Genomic DNA, 18,951 nt, shown 5'->3' with positions numbered 1-18,951 from the left:
CACGTGAGCTCAGGGGTAGACGACGATCGGGCTCGAACTCGGCGCCCTGGGGCTCACGGTGTGCGCCGCGATGGTGCCGTCTCCTCGAAAGCCGATATTCGCCGCAATGCCTTCAGCCCCGCTGAGACCGTAAGTGACACCGGCGGCGACCGTGAGATACACCCCGCCACCCGCTGGGATTTCGATCGTGCGCTCGGCGTCCCCGCGTGAGAGCACCACCTCGGCGGCCTGGTCACCCGTATTGACAAGGTTGAGCACGGGGTTCGTGCCGCGCGCGACAGCAACGAGCGCATCGTCATCGAGCTGCTCGACCGCCGAAAGCCACACGAAGTCGTTTTCGCCGTCATCGTTGACGTTTGCGGTGCGCACGCCGGCGACGATCGGCACGTCTGACGTGATCGTGGCGGCATAGCTTCCGGGCTCGAACTCGGCGATCGGGAGTTCGGTGACGCGCCCAGGGTCGAGCGTCACGCTGATGTCAATGGGCTCCCCCACCGCCTCGCCGCCCGCCTCAGCGAGCGGCACCATGGTCACAGTCGCGTGAGCCTGCTCCTCACCGGGCACAAAGAATCTGAGAGCGGCGTTGAGGTCGAGGTAGTCCTCCCCCGTGATCGCCGCCTCGAGGGTTTCGTGGTCGGCGAATTCGATGCCGGGGATGGTGAGTTCAGTCGACGGGGACGTCGCCGCCGTCACGATGTCGATGCCGCCGGGCTCGAGCGTGCGCACGGTGGACTGCTGGAGGGTCGCGACGACGAGGGCTCCGTCGCTCTCCACGCGCACGACCGGGCTCGCAAGCCCAGGGGCGAGCCCCGCGAGCGAGTAGACCCTCTGCTCGCCCGGTGGGATCGCGATACCGGAGGTTCCGGGTGCGCTCACGGCACCGGCATCCGAGTACACCGTGATGTCGATGGTCGCGGTGACCTCACCGGGATTGACGACGGTGAGGAGGGTCGTCCGCCCTGTCGTCGTGGCACCGCCAACGAGCCACGTGTCATCGCGCGGCTCAAGGCATTCGGCCGCGGCCGAGCCGACGAAGTCGCCGCTTGCAACGGTCTGGGCCTGGCTCCCAGCGAGGAGCGCGCCGTCGCCGTCAGCATCGGCAAGGCTCAGGATGTCTGCCCCTGCCCCGTTGTCGCTCGAGGCAACCGTCTCGTCTGCGTCGCCGTCGCTCACGCCGATCGTGAGCGTCGGGTCGCCGAGCGGTGACGCGGTGGTGGCCTGCGCCCCGCTGTCGTCTCCGAGCCGCAGGAGGGGCCCGGCACAGACACGCTGTTGCGATGCCTCCGCGGGAGTCACCGTGACCGCTGGCGGTTCGGCAGACACCGTTGGTAGAGGGAGAACGATGGCAGCCGCGAGCACGGCGACCGCGATCGCGAGACCGATCAGGCCCGTGACGAGCCGCGCCGAGACGATTGCGGCGCCCTTGAGCGTGCGCGGCGCCTTGGGCACTTCGGGCTCCGGATCGTCGTACCCGGCGTCGAGCCCGGACTCCCACACGGGGGCCGGGGTCGCCGAGAGATCGATGTCGCCAGTTCCGTCACTATCCCGCCCGGCACTCCCGCTGCTGCCGGGCGTCGTGTGGTCGTCGCGTGGCTCAGTCATCGGTTTCCTCATCAAATGTCGTTGCCGGCTCGTCGCCGAGCGACTGCGCGCGCGGCTTGCGACGGCGCTGCGTCGGCACCGCAAGCAGCAGCACGATGAGCGCAATCGCGCCCTGCACCGCGAGCAGGATGCGCCCCTCGAGGGTGTCGATATTGCCGACCCTCGTCTCGAGCGTGTCGGCAGGCGGCTCGGCCACCCGCCACAGCATGCCCAGGGCGGTGTCGCCGACGGAGGTCAGTTCTACCTTGCCGTCGAGCGAGTCGGTCGTGCGCTCTGCGACAGCGTCGGCGGCGCGCTGCTCCTCCTGAGTGAGGCCTGCCGGGGGGTCAGCGAGCACGATGAACCCCGCAAAGAGCTCTTCGAGATCATCGGAGGGGTCATAGTCTCCGCGCGATGCGAGATTGCCGACGAGCCGTGCGAGTGTCTGCTCGTCATCGCTGAGGGTCGCCGCCGTGGCATCCAGTGTCGACTGGGCATCGAGGGTTGCTCCTGTGCCTCGCTGCAGGGTCGCGAGGAGCGCCCCTTCGCCGGTCGGGGTGAGCACAATCGTGCCGATCTGTGGCGAGGTGCGGGCCTCCGCATCGACGACGGCGGGGACAAGCCGGCCATCGGTGGCGCGGATGTCGGCGGTGCCGAGGTGCATGGCGAGCAGCAGCGGCACAGAAACCGCGAGCGTCGTAAATGAGACGACAACGCCCGCGATGCCAGCGAGGCGGCTCCGTCGATCGGCAGCCTCGAGCCCTTCGAGTGCGACGATGAGCGCTCCGATCAGCCCGAGCCAGAACAGGCTGAGACCGCTGCCAGACCACACCGACACGGTGCTATCACCGAGCGCAACGACGGCGATCCGGGTCGAGAGCACGGCGGTGGCAAACCCCAGGAAGGCGAGCGCGAGTGACGGCACGGCACGCCGGGTGCCGGGAAACACGAGGGAGAGAATCGCGAGGATGCCGATGGGCGCCAGGAGCACGGCGGCGATGACGTGTGCGCTGCCGTGCGGGAGGCCGAGCTGCGCAACGACACTCGCCCAACCGTTGAGCCCCTCCGAGGCGCTCACGAGGGCCATGTGCCAGCCGGAAGTGGCCCCGGCGGCCGATGGAGCCCCAGGGTCGGCGAGAAGGGCGAGGGGTGTGCCGCGCTGAATCTGCTCGATCACGAGCGGCGCATACAGCACGGCGGCGAGCACCGGGATGCCGATGAGCCGGCCGAGCCCTCGCGGGTTCGCCACCATCCAGGCAATCCAGGCGATGAGAAGGGCCGGCACAAGCACGGGGGTGCTTGCCGCGATGACGGCGAACAGGAGCGCGGCGACGGCGGCCGCCGAGACCGAGCGGGCACCCTTGATGGCCGAGAGCACGAGCCACGGCAGGAGGATGTGCGAGATCACGGCACCGAGGTGCCCCGTCATGAGGCTCGAAAGGAAGGATGGGGCCACGGCCCACACGATTGCGGCGACGAGCGGGATCCACCGCACGGAGGTGAGCCTGCGCGCCGCGAACCAGGCGGTGACGGTTGCGAGCGGCATCGCCGCGATGAGGAGCGCGACCATGCTGTGTGACGGCGACCAAAAGGTGAGGGTGCCGAGCACGGCGAGCACCGCGGCGAATGGGTCGGCTGGCCCGCTGAAGCCGGTGCCAATCTCGCGCCAGCCGATGCCGACGTTGGCCCAGAGTTCGCCGATGCTGGCGCTGAGGGGAAGGAGCCCGCCGCCGGAGACGGCACTCGCGGCAAGGATCGGCCCGAACGCAATGATGCTCGCGATCGCCGCAAAGACGGCAACCCACAGCCCGCCACCACCGAGGTAGCCGATCTTCGCCGGCTCGGCGGCTGCCGAGGCGGCGAATACTTCTCTGGCCTGCCCTCGCCGCTCTCGCATCTCGGCCGCCGTCACCCGAAGCGGCGCAATGGCAGCCCAGCCCACCCGCTTCGAGCGGGCGAGGGTGCGCCTGGCGCGAGCGACCGAACTGTCGAGGGCAGCGGCGATCGCCGCGGCAAACTCCCCTGGAATGCGAGACGGATGCTTCGCCAAAAGGTGCCAGAGGCTGCGGAGGAAGGCGAGCGGCACAAGGCTGAGCCAGTGCAGCGGCACCGCGAGCGATGGCGCGTAGACGAGACGTCGGTGGAGCTGCGCGGTGCGCGCGAGCCGCGCCCGGCGGGTGGCACTCATGCCGGGGCGGTCGAACTCTGCTGGGCCGCCAATCGCAGCAACCTTGGCGCCGGGCACGACGATGACCCGATGCCCCGCGAGGCGGGCCCGCACGCAGAGGTCGAGCCCCGCGTCGATGCCCGGCAGGCCGGGATCGAAGCCGCCGATCGCCTCGAACACCGATCGACGCACGAGCATTCCGCTCGCCGCGACGCCGAGGACGTCCTCCGTGATGTCGTGCTGCGCCTGGTCGAGCTCATTCTCCACGAGCGCCACCGACGCCCCGCGTGAGGTCATCGACTCTCCGAAGTCGAGGATGACATCCTGCCGCGCCCAGTCCATGACCTTCGGCCCGGCGATCGCTACCGAGGGTGCAATTTCGACGGCGGCGAGCAACTGTTGCAGGGCACGCGGGTGCGGCGCACCGTCGTGGGCGAGCAGCCACAGCCACTCGGCATCCGGATCGTCTGAGGCACCACCGTCGACGGCGTGGGCGACGGCGGCACCAAAGGTCGAGGATGCGCGGTGCGGCAGCGAAAGGAGCTGGCTGGGGTGTGCCGAGGCGAGAATCGACTGGGTCGCATCGCTCGAGGCGACATCAACCGCGATCAGACGATCGGGGCGTTGCGTCTGGGCGGCGAGGGCCGCGAGGGTGCGCTCAAGGAGGTCGCCTCCATTGCGGGCGACGAGCACGACGGTGACTCTCTGGCGCATTTGTTCGAGACTACGTGCTGCTCACGGCGCGGACTCCGAGACACGCAGGCGCGTCGAGAGTCGCGACAGGATGCCGCCAGGAGGTGCCGCCAAGCGCAATGGCCAGCCGAGTGCTGAGACGGCTCGGCGCTTAGACGGCGCGCTTGCGAAGCTTGCGGCGCTCGCGCTCGGAAAGCCCACCCCAGATGCCGAAGCGTTCGTCGTTTGCCAGTGCGTATTCGAGGCATTCGACGCGGACCTCGCACGAGGTGCAGATCTTCTTGGCGTCGCGCGTGGAACCGCCCTTTTCGGGAAAAAAGGCCTCTGGGTCGGTCTGCGCGCAGAGCGAGTCCGCCTGCCAGGCGAGGACGTTGTCTTCGTCGTCAATGCGGGGGCGGCGAACCCCCGGAACGCCGAGGGAGACGGGATCGACAAACCAATCGTCGGGAACACCCCGTTGTAGGTCCGGCGCCATATCACACTCTCCCCTCGGCCCTGCGTGCGACTTGCGCAGAAAACGCATTGGGATAATTACACCTGTGTAGTTCGCCGGAGTCAAGTCGCAAATCGTAAAGCCTCAATCGATCATCGAGGGTTGCGGCGCGCCCAGACTCCCTCGCGATCTGGATCGTCTCGACCATATTCGCGTGTCGGCACCCGCCGCAGTCCATCGCGCGCCACTTGCCATGCCGTTGCCGTGATGGCCGCCGCAGCGACGATCCCGATTCCTATGATTTCCATGGCAGTAACGCTACGAACTTGCAATTTCTGCCGCGAGTGGCAGACTTGCCAGTGTTCGGCACATTCGTGCCAAACGTCCGAAGCCTCGCCAGGAGAACACCGTGTTGAAGAAAATCGTGCTCCTCGCCATCCCGAGCGTGGCCCCCTTCGAGTTCGGGGTGGTCTGCGAGGTGTTCGGGGTCGACCGCAGCGCGATGGGCGGCCCGAACTTCGATTTCTCGATCGTGACCGCCAACCCTGGCCGCGTGCCGACCAATATGGGCTACGACATGGTCATTGATGATGACCTCACTGCCGCCGCCGATGCCGACCTCATTGCCGTGCCGGCACACAGCATCGGCAACTACGACCCCGCCCTCATCGAGGTCGTCCAGGCCGCCGAACGGCGCGGGGCCTGGGTGCTCAGCGTGTGCAGCGGGGCGTTCTTGCTCGGCGCCGCCGGCATCCTCGACGGCCGGCGCAGCACCACACACTGGATGTACACGTCGCAGCTCGCCGCCGAGTTCCCTGGCACCGAGGTCGATCGCGACGTGCTCTTCGTTGACGACCGCCACGTTGTCACGGGCGCCGGCACCGCCGCCGGCATCGACGCAGCGCTCCACGTGGTGCGCACCGAGCTCGGCGCGACCGCCGCCAACATCATCGCCCGCCGCATGGTGGTGCCACCCCAGCGCGACGGCGGCCAAGCCCAGTTCATCGGCAACCCCGTCGCGGAATGCTCGAGCGACTCGTTTGCGGCGATCGCCGACTGGATGCTTGAGCACCTCGACGAAGACCTCACGGTGGCGCAATTGGCACGGAAGGCGCTCATGTCGCCTCGCACGTTCGCCCGCCGCTTCCGCGCCGACATGGGCGCGACCCCCGCCGCCTGGCTCAATCGCCAGCGCCTGCTCCGGGCTCAGCAGATGCTGGAGCAGGGCGACCGGGGGCTCGAGTCGATCGCCGCTTCGTGCGGCTTCGGCACCGCCGCCGTCATGCGGCACCACTTCGTGAAGACACTGCAGACCACACCGACCGCCTATCGGCGCACCTTCGGGCCGCGCGCGGCTGGCTGAGCATCCGCCGCGACGTGCCGGGTTAGACGGCTGCCGCCACCACGAGTTCGGCGCTGGCGCCGGCCGCCACGACCGCATCCTCACCCGCGGAGACGTAGAGTGCGTCCCCTCTCGCGAGTTGCACGGTGTCGCCGTCGGCGCGCACCGACCCCGCACCCGCCGTGCAGAGCACAATCGACCGGGGTGCGGCCAGATGCGATGCGCCGTTGCGCACGCGCACCAGCTCAAAACCGACCTCAGCGGGCCTGAACGCGTCGACGCCAGCACCCACCTCGGTCGGCGTGATCAACGGCACGGGGCGCGGCCTGAAGTCGAGCACCGAAAGGAGTTCTGGCACATCGATGTGCTTGGGCGTCAGCCCGCCACGAAGCACGTTGTCTGACGCCGTCATGAGTTCGACACCGAAGCCGGCGAGGTACGCGTGGATGTTGCCCGCCGGCAAAAACAGGGCCTCCCCGCGCGCAAGCGACACGCGGTGCAGCAGCAGGGCGACGACCACACCGGGGTCTGCCGGGTACTCGGCCGCGAGCATCCGCACCGTATCGGCCGCTGCACCGGGTGCCCGCTGCGCCAGCGCGGTCGCGCGGTCGACGAGCGCGTCGGCACCATCGCCCCTCGTGAGCAGCCACTCAAGCACCGTTTCGAGCGGCTCCGACACAACGCGGTCGGCGAACGCGGTCACAATGTCGTCGTCGCCGGCGAGCTCGCGGATCGCCACCGCCGACTCCGCAGGATCGCGGAACCCGCAGAGCGCATCGAAGCGCTCGCTCACCGCAACGATGATCTCCGGCTTCGGAAACGGGTCGCGATAGTTGCGGTGCGGCGCATCGAGCGGGATGCCGTCGCCATTCTCACGCTCGAACCCCGCGCGCGCCTGCTCCGCGGTCGGGTGCGCCTGCAACGAGAGCGGCGTTTCGGCAGCGAGCAGCTTGAGGAGGAACGGGAGCGCGGACTCTGCACCCGCGCCCTCGGATGCGAGCACCTCGGCGAGCGTCGATGGAAGGCCCGCGGCATCCGAGCCGACGACCAGCGTGGGGCTGCCCGGGTGGGTGCCGAGCCAGAGTTCCGCCTCGGGCTCACCCGACGGCTCGACGCCCCGGAACTCGGCGATCGCCGTGCGGGAGCCCCACGCGTATGCGCGCGGAACATTCGTGATGCGCAACAACATCGACAACACCTCGGGCAATCGCTTGACGGCAGGCTACAAACACCCGCGAATCGGGCGCAATGCGGGTTAGACCAAAGTACCAAGCGCTTTGGGCGGGCCCGACGGCGAGCCTAGGCTCAACGCGACCTGCCCGGCACCAACCCGCACCGCGGGCCACGTCGCCTGGGCCGACCGACACCCACCGGAGACACCATGGCTTTCGAACCCCTCGCCGCCGACTTTTACGGCTTCGAGTCCACGCTCACCGAGCAGGAGAAGGACTACCTCGCGACACTGCGTCAGTGGCTCGAGCGTGACATCAAACCCATCGTCAACGACCACTGGAACCGCGCCGAGTTCCCCACCCAGCTCATCGCCGGCATCGCAGAGCACCGTGTCGCCGGTCTCGCCTGGGAGGAAACCCGGGCGTTCGAAAACTCGGCGGTCTTTCGGGGCTGGGTTGCGATCGAACTCTCCCGCATCGACGGGAGCGTGAGCACCTACGTCGGCGTGCACAACGGACTCGCGATGGGTGCGATTGCCGAGTGCGGCAGCGAGGCACAGCGCGCAGAATGGCTGCCCCGCATGGCGGCGGGCGAGATCATCGGCGCCTTCGGTCTCACCGAGCCGCTCAGCGGCAGCGACAGCGCGCAGGGCCTCCGCACGACCGCGCGCCGCGACGGCGAGCAGTGGGTGCTCAACGGTGAGAAGCGGTGGATCGGCAACGCGACCTTCAGCGACATCGTCGTCATCTGGGCGAAAGACGTCGAAGACGGCCAGGTGAAGGGCTTCATCGTACCCACCTCGACCCCCGGCTACAGCGCCACCAAAATCGAAAACAAGCAGAGCCTCCGCATGGTGCAAAACGCCGACATCGTGCTCACCGACGTCGTCGTGCCGCACGCCCTGAAGCTCGAGCGCGCCAACAGCTTCAAGGACACGGCCCGCGTACTGCGCGCAACAAGGGCGGATGTCGCGTGGGGCGCCGTCGGCATCGCAATGGGTGCCTACGAGGCCGCCGTGAAGTATGCGAACGAGCGGGTGCAGTTCGGCAAGACAATCGGCAGCCACCAGCTCGTGCAAGACCTGCTCGTGAAGAGTCTCGGCAACATCACCGCCTCCCTGTCGATGTGCATGCGCATCTCCCAGATGAGCGACGAGGGCACCCTGGGCGACGAGCATTCGGCACTCGCGAAGGCGTTCACGACGAGCCGGATGCGCGAAACCGTCGCCTGGTGCCGCGAAGTGCTCGGCGGCAACGGCATCGTCACCGACTACGACGTCATGCGGTTCTTCGCCGACGCCGAGGCCTACTACTCCTACGAGGGCACGCGCGAGATGAACACCCTCATCGTCGGCCGGGCGATCACGGGCAAGGCCGCCTTCGTCTGAGCAGGGGCCCGCCCGACAAACGTCCGGCACCACCCGCAATAGGATCGACTCCATGCTCCGCACCGCACCCTCACCGTCGCGCGGTGTCGAAGTCTTCGCCACGCTGGGGCTCTTCACCCTGCTCGCGGGCGATGCCTGGCGCAACACGATCTCGTGGGTGGGCTGGGGGGTTGTCGCCGCGGCGCTGGTGATCGTTGGCGGTGTCATGCTCGCTCGTCGTCGCCGCGACATCCGGCCAGACAGCATGCCGTATCCCCTGCTCGCATTCCTCGTGCTGGCAACGCTTTCGATTGCCTGGTCGGCCTACCCCGAGTGGTCTGCGCTCGGCGTGCTCGTCCAGTGGTTGACGACGGCGGGTGCCGCCCTGCTTGCGCTCACCCTCGACTGGCGGGCGTTCTTGCGGGTGCTCGCGCGCACCGTCAAACTCATCCTCGCGCTCTCGATCGTCTTCGAACTGTTCGTCGCCGTGGTCGTGCGCGAACCGGTGTTCGCGTTCTTCACCGACTGGAAGGTCGATGAGGTGCCGATCACCTACGCGTGGTCCCGCGGCGAGGTATTCGAGGGCGGCCCCATCCAGGGCATCGTTGGCAATGCGAGCACCCTTGGCTTCATCGCCCTGATCGGCGTCATCGCGTTCAGCATCCAGTGGTGGGTCGACCGTGACCTCGTGCCATTCGACGACCCGCGTGCAGCGGATGCCACCACCCCGCGTCGCCGCAGCGTGACCACGATCGCGTGGCTGGTGCTCGCGGTGGCGACGGTAGCGCTCACCGGCTCCGCGACTATCTTTGCCGCGCTCGCCGCTGCTGTGCTCGTGGTGGCGCTCGTGTGGCTGGTGCACCGTGTTCCGATCGGAGCGGCGCGGCTCACGCTGGGGAGTGCGCTCCTGCTGCTCGCTACGGGCGCCGTCACGGTTGCCGTCATCATGAGCGAGCAGCTGCTCTCCGCCCTGGAACGCAGCGGCGTGCTCACTGGGCGGCTCGACATCTGGCGCATCGTCGCCGACCTCGCCTCGGAGCGCCCCGTCGCCGGCTGGGGGTGGGTGAGCTATTGGGTGCCGTTTGTCGAACCGTTTGACGGGCTCGTCATTCGCAACGACACGGAGCAGCTGCACGCCCACAACGCGTGGCTCGACGTCGTTCTTCAGCTCGGCCTCATCGGCCTCATTGTGTTCGGCGCGCTCGTGGTCTCGGTCGCGACCCGCACGTGGTTTATCGCGCTCGACGGGGCATCCGCATCACGGCGTGGCGACCGGGCGCTCGCCCTGCTGCCGATCCTGCTCCTCACGGCGCTCATCGTGCAGAGCTTCGCCGAGAGCCGGTTGCTGCTCGAGTACGGCTGGTTGCTGCTGAGCTATCTCGCGTTCGCAACCCGACGACCGGCGGTCACGATCGACGGCCCAGAGCGCTGGATGCCTCGACGCACGCCGGTCGAGTAGCGAGCGCCAGCTCAGCGAGCGATATGGCGGCGCTGCTCCTCGAGATCAGCATCGACCATCATCTCGATGAGCTGACGGAAGTCGACAGTGGGAGTCCACCCGAGCACCTCGCGTGCCTTCGCGGGGTCGCCGACGAGCAGGTCTACCTCGGCGGGGCGCATGAAGCGCGGGTCTTGCGTGACGTGCTTGGCCCAATCGGTGATGCCAACCCGGGCGAAGGCGACATCGAGGAGCGTGTGGATCGTCTGGGTCTCGCCCGTCGCGATCACATAGTCGTCGGCCTCAGGCTGCTGCAGCATCCGCCACATCGCCTCGACGTAGTCACCAGCGAAGCCCCAGTCGCGGCTCGCGTCGAGGTTGCCGAGCGCGATGGTCTCTTGCAGTCCGAGCGAGATCCGCGCAACAGCCTGGGTGATCTTGCGCGTCACGAACTCCGGCCCACGGCGAGGCGATTCGTGATTGAAAAGGATGCCCGATGAGGCATGCATGCCGTAGGACTCGCGGTAGTTGATGGTCATGTAGTGCGCGTAGACCTTCGCGACACCGTAGGGCGAGCGGGGCCACAGGAGGGTCGACTCGCGCTGAGGAACCTCCTGCACCTTGCCGAACATTTCCGAGCTGGAGGCCTGATAGAAGCGGACCTTCGACACGTCGTCGCCAGCCCAGAGCCGCGTGGCCTCGAGCATGTTGAAGGCACCCTTGCCCGTGACATCCGTCGTCATAGACGCGTTCTCCCACGAGTACGCAACGAACGAGATTGCGCCGAGGTTGTAGACCTCGTCTGGCTGGGAGGTTTCGAGCGCCCGCATGAGGCTCGGCAGGTCGGTGAGGTCACCGAAGATCAGCTTCGTGTCGGGGAGGATGCGCCGCACCGTGTCGAGCTTCGGGTTGTTCTGCCCGCGAACGAGGCCGTACACCTCGTACCCCTTCGAGGTCAACAGCTCACCCAGGTAGAGGCCGTCCTGGCCTGTGATTCCTGTGATGAGTGCGCGCTTCATCGGTATGTTCCTCCGCGGAGATTGTGGGGTGTGACTCGGATTGGGTCGCCTAACTCTACACGCGGGGCCCCGACGGATGCCGTAGCCTGAATGCCCCATGGGATCCCAACCGCGAGCACACTTCATCCCTGACGCCGGCTGGGCGTTTCTCGGGTCTGCCGCGTTCGCAAAGGCCGCGACCCTCGCCACCCTCGGCACCGTCTTCTTCGCCTACCCCATCACCGCGATGATCGGCTGGTGGGGCTATGGTGCCATGCTCGCCACGATCGCGGTGCTCGGTGCCGGGTCACTCTGGGTGCGGCGCGGCGAGCTCGAATGGCACGGGATGCTGCCGATCTCGCTCCTCATCTTCGTCGGGTGGAGTGCCCTGTCGATCCTGTGGAGTCAATACAACTGGTCGTCGCTTGGCGGCATCGCCTATCAGCTGGTCGTGGCCTTTCTCGGGGTGTTCATCGCGCTGAGCCGAGACCTGCTGCAGCTTGTGCGCGCGGTTGGCGACGTGCTGCGGGTCGTGCTCGCGTTCTCGCTCATGGCCGAGGTGTTTGCCGGGCTGCTCATCGACATGCCGATCCCCTTTCTCGGCATCTCAGGCAATCTCGACCAGGGCGGGCCGCTCGAAGGCCTGCTCGGCACCCGCAACCAGTTCGGTGTCGTCGCAGCGATCGCCGTCATGACCTTCTTCGTGGAGCTCGCAACTCGCTCGGTGAGTCGCTGGGTGTCGGCGACGTCGCTCGGATTCGCGCTCCTCATCGTCACGCTGACCCAGTCCCCCGTCACCGCCGGGGTGCTCGGCGTGCTCATCGTCGCAACCGGGGTGCTCTTCGGAATTCGTCGAGCGGGCGAACCGCTCCGGCGCATCCTCAACCTCGCGCTCGTCATCACGCTCGGCTTCGGGCTCGCAATCGCGTGGATTGCGCGCGGCACCGTCATCCAGCTGCTCAACGCCGGCAGCGAATTCGAGCTGCGGTACACCCTCTGGGTGCAGGTGCTTTCGCTCGCCCAACTCAACCCCATCCAGGGTGCCGGCTGGGCCGGGATCTGGCCACGCGACATCCCGCCGTACTCCTGGTTTCTGGTGGCGGGGCGTGAGCACGCCTCCGCGCTCAACGGCTTCGTCGATGTGGTGTTCCAGCTCGGGCTTGTCGGCCTCATCGCCTTCGTCGCCCTCCTGGGCCTCGCTCTGGTGCGTTCGTGGCTGCTCGCGACGCGGCGGCGCACCATCACGTATGTGTGGCCTGCGCTCGTGCTGCTGGTGCTCGCGACGACGACCCTCGCCGAGAGCACTATCCTCGTCGGCTTCGGCTGGCTCACCCTCGTCATGTGCGCCGTCATGGCGTCGCGCAACCTGAGTTGGCGCACGAGACTGCCTCGGGATGGTGCATCCGGCCTCTGAGGCGCTGTCGGTGGAGGTCAGGCCGTGTGCGCCTGCCAGGCCGACCGCACGATGTCGTCGAGTCCGTGCTTCGCCTGCCAACCGAGCACCTCGCGGATGCGACTCGGGTCAGCGATGAGCTTCGGTGGGTCGCCAGCGCGGCGCGGCACCACCTCGGGATCGAGGTCGCGGCCAGACGCGCGGGCGATCGCATCGATCACCTCGCGCACACTGCTTCCTTGCCCGGTGCCGACATTGAACACGGATGCGACAGGCTCAGCATCCTCGGCGCGACGGGCCTCGAGGTGGTCGAGCGCGACGAGGTGGGCTTCGGCGAGATCGAGCACATGGATGTAATCGCGGATGCAGGTGCCATCTGGCGTCGCGTAGTCGTCGCCGAAGATGCGCGGCTGCCCGCCCGCATCGAGCCGCTGGAACACCATGGGCACGAGGTTCTGCACCGCGGTGTCGCCGAGATCGGGCCAGCCGGCACCCGCGACGTTGAAGTAGCGGAGCGAGGTCGCCGAGATGCCGAGGGGGGCAACGGATGCCGCGAGCAGCTGTTCGCCGATGAGCTTCGTCTGGCCGTACGGGTTGATGGGCAGGGTCGGCGCATCCTCCGCAACACTCGCGGTCGCCGGCTCGCCGTAGACGGCGGCGGACGACGAGAACACGACCCGATTCACGCCACTGCCTTCGATCGCGCTGAGCACGTTCGCGAGCGATCCGATGTTCTGCGAGTAGTACCAGGCGGGTCGCTGCACCGATTCGCCGACCTGTTTGCGGGCCGCAAAGTGGATGACCGAATCGACGGAATGCTCGTCGATGAGGGCACGGACGGCGGTCGGGGCGGCATCCGTCGCGAGGTCGATCTGCAAGCTCGGGAAGCCCTCCATACGACTCGACACGCCATTGCTGAGGTCGTCGACGATGACGACCCCGGTGCCGCGATCGTGGAGGAGCCGCACAACGTGGGAGCCGATGTAGCCGGCCCCTCCGGTGACGAGCACGCTCATGGTGTCTTCTCTCTCATGATCTTCATTCCATCATGGGCAGGCTGGAGCAGGTCGCGGAGCACATCTAGGGTGCCCTGGCTCGAGAGTCTGCGGTAGGAGCCGGCGCGGTGCTCGCGCAGCACTGGGCCAAGCCTGGCAAGCCGGCGGCGGGGCAGGGCGGCGCGCACACGGTCGAATCGGGCGCGGTCGTGTGCTGCGGCCACACGAGCGGGGTCAACCGGCAAGGTTTCGAGCTGCACGGCGAGCGCCTCGGCGCGGCGCGCAAGTCGCTCATAGCGGTCGCCACGCTCTTCGAGCATCCGGCCGATGCGATACCGCAGGGTCGGTTTGGTGGCCCCGATCTGGTTGCCGCCGTGCTGGCGGTAGTCGATGAGTCGCTCATCGAGCAGCTCGACCTCGCCGGTCGCCGCAGCGATGATCGCGAGCCATTCGTCGTGCACCCACGAGGGGGGCACCGGCAGCGCCCGGTCGAGCAGCGTCGCCCTGAGCATCACCGTCGCCCCCGTCACAAGGTTGCGGCGCAGGTTCGCCTCGAACGCGTGGCCTGCGGCAATCTGGTTGCGCTCGGCACCTGAGACCCAGAGCGCGTCGAGCAGACCGACACCGAGTGGGCTTCCGTCGCCCGAGACGAGTTCGGCGTCGCTGTGCTGCAGCAGGAGAGCAGGTCGGCGCTCGAACGAGACTGCCGCGCGTGCGAGTCGATCGGGATGCCACACATCGTCTTGGTCGCTCAACGCGATGAGCTCACCGGTGCACGCGGTGAGCGCCCGGGCAAAATTCGCGGCGACACCGAGTCGATTCCCCGGCTCGAGGATGCGAAGTGCAATGCCATCGCCGAGGTCATCGTGTCTGCCGCGAATGATGTCGAGGGTTGCATCAGTAGAGCCGTCGTCGGCGACAACCAGTTCGTCGGGTCGCCGTGACTGCGTGAGGATGCTGCCTACCTGCTCGGCGATGAACCGCTCACCGTTGAAGGTGGCCAGCGCCACGGAGATGGTTGTCACCCGGTCGAGCCTAGCGGCGCGACCCCGCCGCTAGCATTGGGCGCATGCCTCGCGTCTTCGTCAACCTGCTCCAGTCGACGGGAACGAAGGGGGGCATCGAGATCTATGCCCGCGAGCTCTACCAGCGACTCGGCGAGCGACCCGGCGGGTTCGAGTTCGTGGGCTACGCGAGTTCGGAGCTCATGCAGCGCGACCACTCCTGGTTTCCCGGCGAGATGATCGATTCTGGCGTGAGCGGCGAGAACCGCTTCAGCTGGGCCTACGGCGAGCTGTTTAAGGTGGGGCGCGCTGCCCGCGCTGCTGGCGCCGACCTCATCCACGGGCCGGCGATGTTCGGCCCGCTCAACCCGTCGGTGCCGGTCGTCATCTCGGTGCACGACCTGCTCTATTTCTCGCATCCGGAGCTCATGCAGACCAAGCTCTTCACCGGCCCGGTCAAGTGGATGGAACGCCAGGGCGCTGCGAGGGCGTCGCGCCTCATCACCATCAGCGAGTACTCGGCGAGCGCCATCCGCCGCTACCTCAAGTTTGCCGACGACCGCATCGACGTGATCCCACTCGCGGGGCGCACGTCAGGTGCCGCGGCCGGCACTGGCACGACGCGGCGCACCGACCTGTTTCTCGCGATCGGCCAGCGCAGCCCGTATAAGAACTTCGAGACGGTTGTCCGCGCCTGGGCTCAGATCCCCGCCGAGCAGCGGCCCCGACTCGTGATTACGGGCAGCCACGGCGAGGACCCGCTGATTCCGCTCGTGCGCGAGCTGGGGCTCGAAGCGTGGGTCGACCTCAAAGACTGGGTTTCGACCGAAGAACTCGCGACCCTGTTCGCGACGGCGACCGCCCTCATCGATTCGACCCTCGCGACCGGCTTCTCGTTGCCGACCCTCGAGGCGATGGCGATCAGCCTGCCCGTCATCCTCGCCGACACCGAGGTGTTCAGGGAGGTGGGGGCGGATGCCGCTGACTACTTCACTGCGGGCGACCCGGTCGATCTTGCCCGCGCCGTCGTGCAGCTCAGCGGCGACCCCGCGCGGCAGCACGAACTCACGAGCCTCGGGTTGCAGCGCGCGGCCCAGTTCTCGTGGGAGCGGGTCGCCGAAGCGACGCTCGCGTCATTCACAAAGGCACTACAACACCCCGCCGGCTGACGGTCAGGACAGGGCAGCGAGCGTGTCGTACACGAGGTCTATGCCGGGATGCACCGGGTAGTGGTGGTTGCCGACGAAGAGCCCATCGACATGCACCTTGTCTGCAGCGGGAAGCTCATCCGGCACGACCGCGTGCAGGTACTGCATCACGGGGTTGCGGGCAAAGTTGCCGGCCACGATGGGCCTGGCCTCCACGCCGACCGCCTCGAGGGCGTGTGCAACCTCGGACCGGCGTCCTGCGAGGGCGCCCTCGAGCACGAGGGAGAACCCGAACCAGCTGCTCTCGCCCGTTTCGCGCTGCAGGCGCACTGTGTCGAGCCCAGCGAACTTTTCGACGAAGTAGGCGGCGTTGTCGCGACGACCCTGCACGAGTGCCGGCACCTTTTTGATCTGCTCAATGCCGATCGCACCCGACATTTCGAGCGGGCGCACGTTGTAGCCGGGGAGCACGAAACGAAACAGATCGTCGAAGCGGTCGCCGGTCTTGTCGAAGACGTGGTTCTTGTCGGGGAGCTCGCGGGTCCAGCCGTGCGCGCGCAACGACGTGAGCTCTTGCGAGAGCTGCTCGTCGTCCGTGAGGATCATCCCGCCCTCCATGGTGGAGATGTGGTGGGAGAAGAAGGCGCTGAAGGTGCCCATGAGGCCCGCGGTTCCCGCCCACGTGCCGGCGTCACGGGCGCCGAGGGACTCGCAGTTGTCTTCGAGCAACACCAGCTGGTGCCGCTCGGCCACGGCGAGGAGCCGGGTGAAGTCGTTGGGGTTGCCGAGCAGGTTGACCGCGAAAATGCCCTTGGTCTTGGGCCCAATCGCCTGCTCGGCGAGGTCGAGGTCCATGTTCAGCGTGTCGATGTCGATGTCGATGAAGCGCGGGATGAGGCCGTACTGGTGAAGAGGGTAATACGTCGTCGCCCACGACACCGCTGGCACGAGCACCTCATCACCGGCGTTGAGGTCGATGCGCGGGTCGAGCACTGCTGCGGCGATAGCGAGAAGATTTGCGCTGCTGCCGGAGTTGACCATCACGCCGAACTTCGCCCCGAAGTGCGCGGCGAAGTCGGCTTCGAACTGCCGCACGAGGGGGCCCATCGTGAATCGGCCGCTGTCAACGACCCGCTGGATGGCGGCATACTCCGCCTCGTCCCAGCTCGAGGTTGCGAGGGGGAATCCCTGGGGTGCTTCGGTCATTGCGTAAATCCTTGATCGGTGGTGAGAGTGTCGAGATAGGCGGCGAGGCACGCGGCGTAGCCGTCACTGAGGCTCGTGGTGGGGTTCCAGCCGAGCGCACGAGCCCGGCTCGAATCGAGGAGCCGCTGCATGACGCCGGAGGGCTTCGATGTGTCGTACTCGAAGGTGCCGGAGAATCCGGCAGCGGTGGCCGCTGCCTCATAGTATTCGCGAATCGAATGGTCGCTGCCCACACCCAGATTGAGGGTGGCGGGCCACGACGCAAGGGTGCCCACCTGGCCGATGAGCCAGGCGGCAAGGTCGGGAGCGTAGGTGAACTCTCGGCGCGCCGTGCCATCGCCCCAGACAGCGATGGTGTCATCGCCGTTCACGACGGCGGCGTGCGCTTTCGCAATCGTCGAGGCGACGAGGTGCGCACGGCCGGGCCGGTAGTCGTCGCCCGGCCCGAAGAGGTTGCTCGGCACGGCCGCGCGATAGGCCCAGCCGTACTGACGACTCGCATATTCGCAGAGCTTGGTTCCGGTGATCTTTGCGAGCGCGTAGCCCTCATTCGCGCCCTCGAGCGGGCCGTGAAGCAGGGCCTCCTCTCGGATCGGCTGCGCGACATCCGCCGGGTAGATGGCGCCACTCGAGATGTAGAGCAACTCGGGCACCTCTGCTGCGATCGCCGCAGAGATCACACTCGTGTCGAGCTGGAGGTTCTCCTGCAAGAAGGTGGCGGGCCGCTCGAGCTTTTCGGTGATACCGGCGACGCGGGCGGCAGCATGAATGATCGCGTCCGGCTTGAGGTGCGCGATCGCCGCCGCGGTGACCGCGGCATCACGCAGGTCGACATCAGCGCGCGTGAGCGGCACAAGCTCATCGTCTGGTCGGAGCTCGGCCCACTGGGAGACAATGCTCGACCCGAGCATGCCCGCCGCGCCCGTCACGACGACACGCATCAGAGCGCCCGCAGAGTCGTCGACAGGGTGCACTCGCTGCGGGAATCCATGGGCTCAAGCCTACCGGAGCGCCCTCCGCGGAGCGGCGATGGGTAGGCTGAGTGACCGTGACCGCAGGACAGGCAACCCCAGCACCAGGTGAAAGCCTCGACATCATGATGCCTTTTTGGGGCAGCGTCGAACATTTCATGATCGCCGTCGAGAGTGTGCGAGCGCAGGAAGACCCAAACTGGCGTCTCACGATCGTCGATGACGTCTACCCGGATCTCACGGCCGGCGAGTGGGCGAAGTCGATCGACGACCCGCGCATCACCTACATCCGAAACGAAGAGAATCTGCGGCCCAGCCGCAACTACAACAAGAGCGTCGGACTCGCGAAGAGCGAATTCGTCGTCATCATGGGCTGCGACGACATCATGCTGCCCGGGTACGTCGCTCGAGTGCGTGAGCTCATCGCCGAGTTCCCCGACGCCGACATCATTCAACCCGGCGTCACCGTGATCGACGAGGCTGGCCTGCCGGTGTCGCCGCTCGCCGATCGGGTCAAGGCGGTCTACCGCCCGAACGGCACCGGGGCGAGGCAGCTCTCGGGCGAAGCCCTCGCCGCGAGCGTGCTCCGCGGCTTCTGGCCGTACTTCCCGAGCATTGCGTGGCGCACGTCGCGCGTCGCATCCGGATTTCGCACCGATCTCGATGTCACGCAAGATCTCGCGATGACAATCGAGATCGCGAAGGCTGGCGGCTCACTCGTCGTCGACGACGAAGTTGTCTTCGCCTACCGACGCCACTCGGCGAGCGTCTCGGCGGTGACCGGTCCCGACGGCTCGAAGTTTCGCCAGGAGCGCACACTCTTCGTCGAGGCTGAGGAGGCCTTCCGTGCGCTCGGCTGGGAGCGGGCCGCCCGCATCGCGCACCACCATGTGAGCTCACGTCTGCACGCGCTCACCGAGCTTCCCGGCGCGATCGCCAAGGGCAACCGGCTTGGCATCCGCACCCTGACGCGCCACGTGCTGCGCCGTTCGTACTGACCGGCGCGTCGCTAGAATCATCAGCGTGTCCCCCGATCTTTCCCG

The 18,951-nt window shown here is 67.5% G+C and carries 16 protein-coding genes; 6 read left to right on the top strand and 10 right to left on the bottom strand.

Annotated features, from left to right (window positions below; all coding sequences use genetic code 11):
- Positions 1-9: 9 nt before the first annotated feature.
- The 4 genes from ACY48M_RS01180 to ACY48M_RS01165 form a co-directional block, all read right to left on the bottom strand.
- On the bottom strand, positions 10-1,602 hold the full coding sequence (locus ACY48M_RS01180; RefSeq protein WP_462818413.1) for a DUF5719 family protein: 1,593 nt from the start codon (positions 1,600-1,602) through the stop codon (positions 10-12).
- Complete coding sequence (locus tag ACY48M_RS01175) at positions 1,595-4,462, bottom strand: glycosyltransferase (protein WP_462818412.1); 2,868 nt, start codon at positions 4,460-4,462, stop codon at positions 1,595-1,597. Before ACY48M_RS01175 ends, ACY48M_RS01180 begins: the two co-directional genes overlap by 8 nt.
- Before the next feature lie 130 nt (positions 4,463-4,592).
- Positions 4,593-4,916 carry a WhiB family transcriptional regulator gene (locus ACY48M_RS01170; RefSeq protein ID WP_462818411.1) on the bottom strand — a complete coding sequence of 108 codons (324 nt, stop codon included), beginning with the start codon at positions 4,914-4,916 and terminating at the stop codon, positions 4,593-4,595.
- A gap of 110 nt (positions 4,917-5,026) precedes the next feature.
- Entirely contained in the window at positions 5,027-5,182 is a 156-nt protein-coding gene (locus ACY48M_RS01165) for a hypothetical protein (protein WP_462818410.1), read from the bottom strand.
- Between the two features lie 101 nt (positions 5,183-5,283).
- Between ACY48M_RS01165 and ACY48M_RS01160 the strand changes: the two genes are divergently transcribed.
- A complete protein-coding gene (locus ACY48M_RS01160) occupies positions 5,284-6,237 on the top strand; it encodes a GlxA family transcriptional regulator (protein ID WP_462818409.1) in 954 nt (317 codons plus the stop codon).
- Positions 6,238-6,259: 22 nt separating this feature from the next.
- On the opposite strand, the gene manA is transcribed toward ACY48M_RS01160, so the two are convergent.
- The gene (gene manA / locus ACY48M_RS01155; protein WP_462818408.1) at positions 6,260-7,405 is read right to left on the bottom strand and encodes a mannose-6-phosphate isomerase, class I; all 1,146 of its coding nucleotides are present in this window, start codon (positions 7,403-7,405) and stop codon (positions 6,260-6,262) included.
- Positions 7,406-7,597: 192 nt separating this feature from the next.
- Between manA and ACY48M_RS01150 the strand changes: the two genes are divergently transcribed.
- The gene (locus tag ACY48M_RS01150) at positions 7,598-8,776 is read left to right on the top strand and encodes an acyl-CoA dehydrogenase family protein (RefSeq protein ID WP_462818407.1); all 1,179 of its coding nucleotides are present in this window, start codon (positions 7,598-7,600) and stop codon (positions 8,774-8,776) included.
- A 52-nt stretch (positions 8,777-8,828) separates the two neighbouring features.
- Positions 8,829-10,214 (top strand): O-antigen ligase family protein, encoded by a 1,386-nt coding sequence (locus ACY48M_RS01145; protein ID WP_462818406.1) that lies wholly within the window; start codon positions 8,829-8,831, stop codon positions 10,212-10,214.
- 11 nt (positions 10,215-10,225) lie between these two features.
- Here ACY48M_RS01145 and ACY48M_RS01140 read toward each other — a convergent pair whose 3' ends face one another.
- Positions 10,226-11,212, bottom strand: coding sequence for a GDP-mannose 4,6-dehydratase (locus ACY48M_RS01140; RefSeq protein WP_462818405.1), 987 nt, complete (start codon positions 11,210-11,212; stop codon positions 10,226-10,228).
- 97 nt (positions 11,213-11,309) lie between these two features.
- Between ACY48M_RS01140 and ACY48M_RS01135 the strand changes: the two genes are divergently transcribed.
- Positions 11,310-12,605 (top strand): O-antigen ligase family protein, encoded by a 1,296-nt coding sequence (locus tag ACY48M_RS01135; protein WP_462818404.1) that lies wholly within the window; start codon positions 11,310-11,312, stop codon positions 12,603-12,605.
- Positions 12,606-12,622: 17 nt separating this feature from the next.
- Here the strand turns inward: ACY48M_RS01135 and galE are convergent, their stop codons facing one another.
- Positions 12,623-13,600, bottom strand: a complete 978-nt coding sequence (gene galE / locus ACY48M_RS01130; protein ID WP_462818403.1) for a UDP-glucose 4-epimerase GalE — start codon at positions 13,598-13,600, stop codon at positions 12,623-12,625.
- Positions 13,597-14,604, bottom strand: a complete 1,008-nt coding sequence (locus tag ACY48M_RS01125; RefSeq protein ID WP_462818402.1) for a glycosyltransferase family 2 protein — start codon at positions 14,602-14,604, stop codon at positions 13,597-13,599. The genes galE and ACY48M_RS01125 overlap by 4 nt, the downstream gene beginning before the upstream one ends.
- 44 nt (positions 14,605-14,648) lie before the next feature.
- Here ACY48M_RS01125 and ACY48M_RS01120 point away from each other — a divergent pair, with 44 nt between their 5' ends.
- Positions 14,649-15,752, top strand: coding sequence for a glycosyltransferase family 4 protein (locus ACY48M_RS01120; protein ID WP_462818401.1), 1,104 nt, complete (start codon positions 14,649-14,651; stop codon positions 15,750-15,752).
- Between the two features lie 3 nt (positions 15,753-15,755).
- On the opposite strand, the gene ACY48M_RS01115 is transcribed toward ACY48M_RS01120, so the two are convergent.
- Complete coding sequence (locus tag ACY48M_RS01115; protein ID WP_462818400.1) at positions 15,756-16,937, bottom strand: DegT/DnrJ/EryC1/StrS family aminotransferase; 1,182 nt, start codon at positions 16,935-16,937, stop codon at positions 15,756-15,758.
- A complete protein-coding gene (locus ACY48M_RS01110) occupies positions 16,934-17,911 on the bottom strand; it encodes an NAD-dependent epimerase/dehydratase family protein (RefSeq protein ID WP_462818399.1) in 978 nt (325 codons plus the stop codon). Before ACY48M_RS01110 ends, ACY48M_RS01115 begins: the two co-directional genes overlap by 4 nt.
- Before the next feature lie 122 nt (positions 17,912-18,033).
- Between ACY48M_RS01110 and ACY48M_RS01105 the strand changes: the two genes are divergently transcribed.
- Positions 18,034-18,906, top strand: a complete 873-nt coding sequence (locus ACY48M_RS01105) for a glycosyltransferase (RefSeq protein WP_462818398.1) — start codon at positions 18,034-18,036, stop codon at positions 18,904-18,906.
- Positions 18,907-18,951 lie beyond the last annotated feature (45 nt).

It is taken from the genome of Homoserinimonas flava (genome assembly GCF_054969005.1).
Note: the sequence above shows the minus strand (reverse complement) of the source record. Positions and strands in the feature narration are given on the sequence as shown.

Coding starts and splice junctions, on each gene's coding strand:
- ACY48M_RS01180 (WP_462818413.1), bottom strand. CDS start 1,602: ATGACTGAGCCACGCGACGACCACACGACGCCCGGCAGCAGCGGGAGT.
- ACY48M_RS01175 (WP_462818412.1), bottom strand. CDS start 4,462: ATGCGCCAGAGAGTCACCGTCGTGCTCGTCGCCCGCAATGGAGGCGAC.
- ACY48M_RS01170 (WP_462818411.1), bottom strand. CDS start 4,916: ATGGCGCCGGACCTACAACGGGGTGTTCCCGACGATTGGTTTGTCGAT.
- ACY48M_RS01165 (WP_462818410.1), bottom strand. CDS start 5,182: ATGGAAATCATAGGAATCGGGATCGTCGCTGCGGCGGCCATCACGGCA.
- manA (WP_462818408.1), bottom strand. CDS start 7,405: ATGTTGTTGCGCATCACGAATGTTCCGCGCGCATACGCGTGGGGCTCC.
- ACY48M_RS01150 (WP_462818407.1), top strand. CDS start 7,598: ATGGCTTTCGAACCCCTCGCCGCCGACTTTTACGGCTTCGAGTCCACG.
- ACY48M_RS01145 (WP_462818406.1), top strand. CDS start 8,829: ATGCTCCGCACCGCACCCTCACCGTCGCGCGGTGTCGAAGTCTTCGCC.
- ACY48M_RS01140 (WP_462818405.1), bottom strand. CDS start 11,212: ATGAAGCGCGCACTCATCACAGGAATCACAGGCCAGGACGGCCTCTAC.
- ACY48M_RS01135 (WP_462818404.1), top strand. CDS start 11,310: ATGGGATCCCAACCGCGAGCACACTTCATCCCTGACGCCGGCTGGGCG.
- galE (WP_462818403.1), bottom strand. CDS start 13,600: ATGAGCGTGCTCGTCACCGGAGGGGCCGGCTACATCGGCTCCCACGTT.
- ACY48M_RS01120 (WP_462818401.1), top strand. CDS start 14,649: ATGCCTCGCGTCTTCGTCAACCTGCTCCAGTCGACGGGAACGAAGGGG.
- ACY48M_RS01115 (WP_462818400.1), bottom strand. CDS start 16,937: ATGACCGAAGCACCCCAGGGATTCCCCCTCGCAACCTCGAGCTGGGAC.
- ACY48M_RS01105 (WP_462818398.1), top strand. CDS start 18,034: ATGATGCCTTTTTGGGGCAGCGTCGAACATTTCATGATCGCCGTCGAG.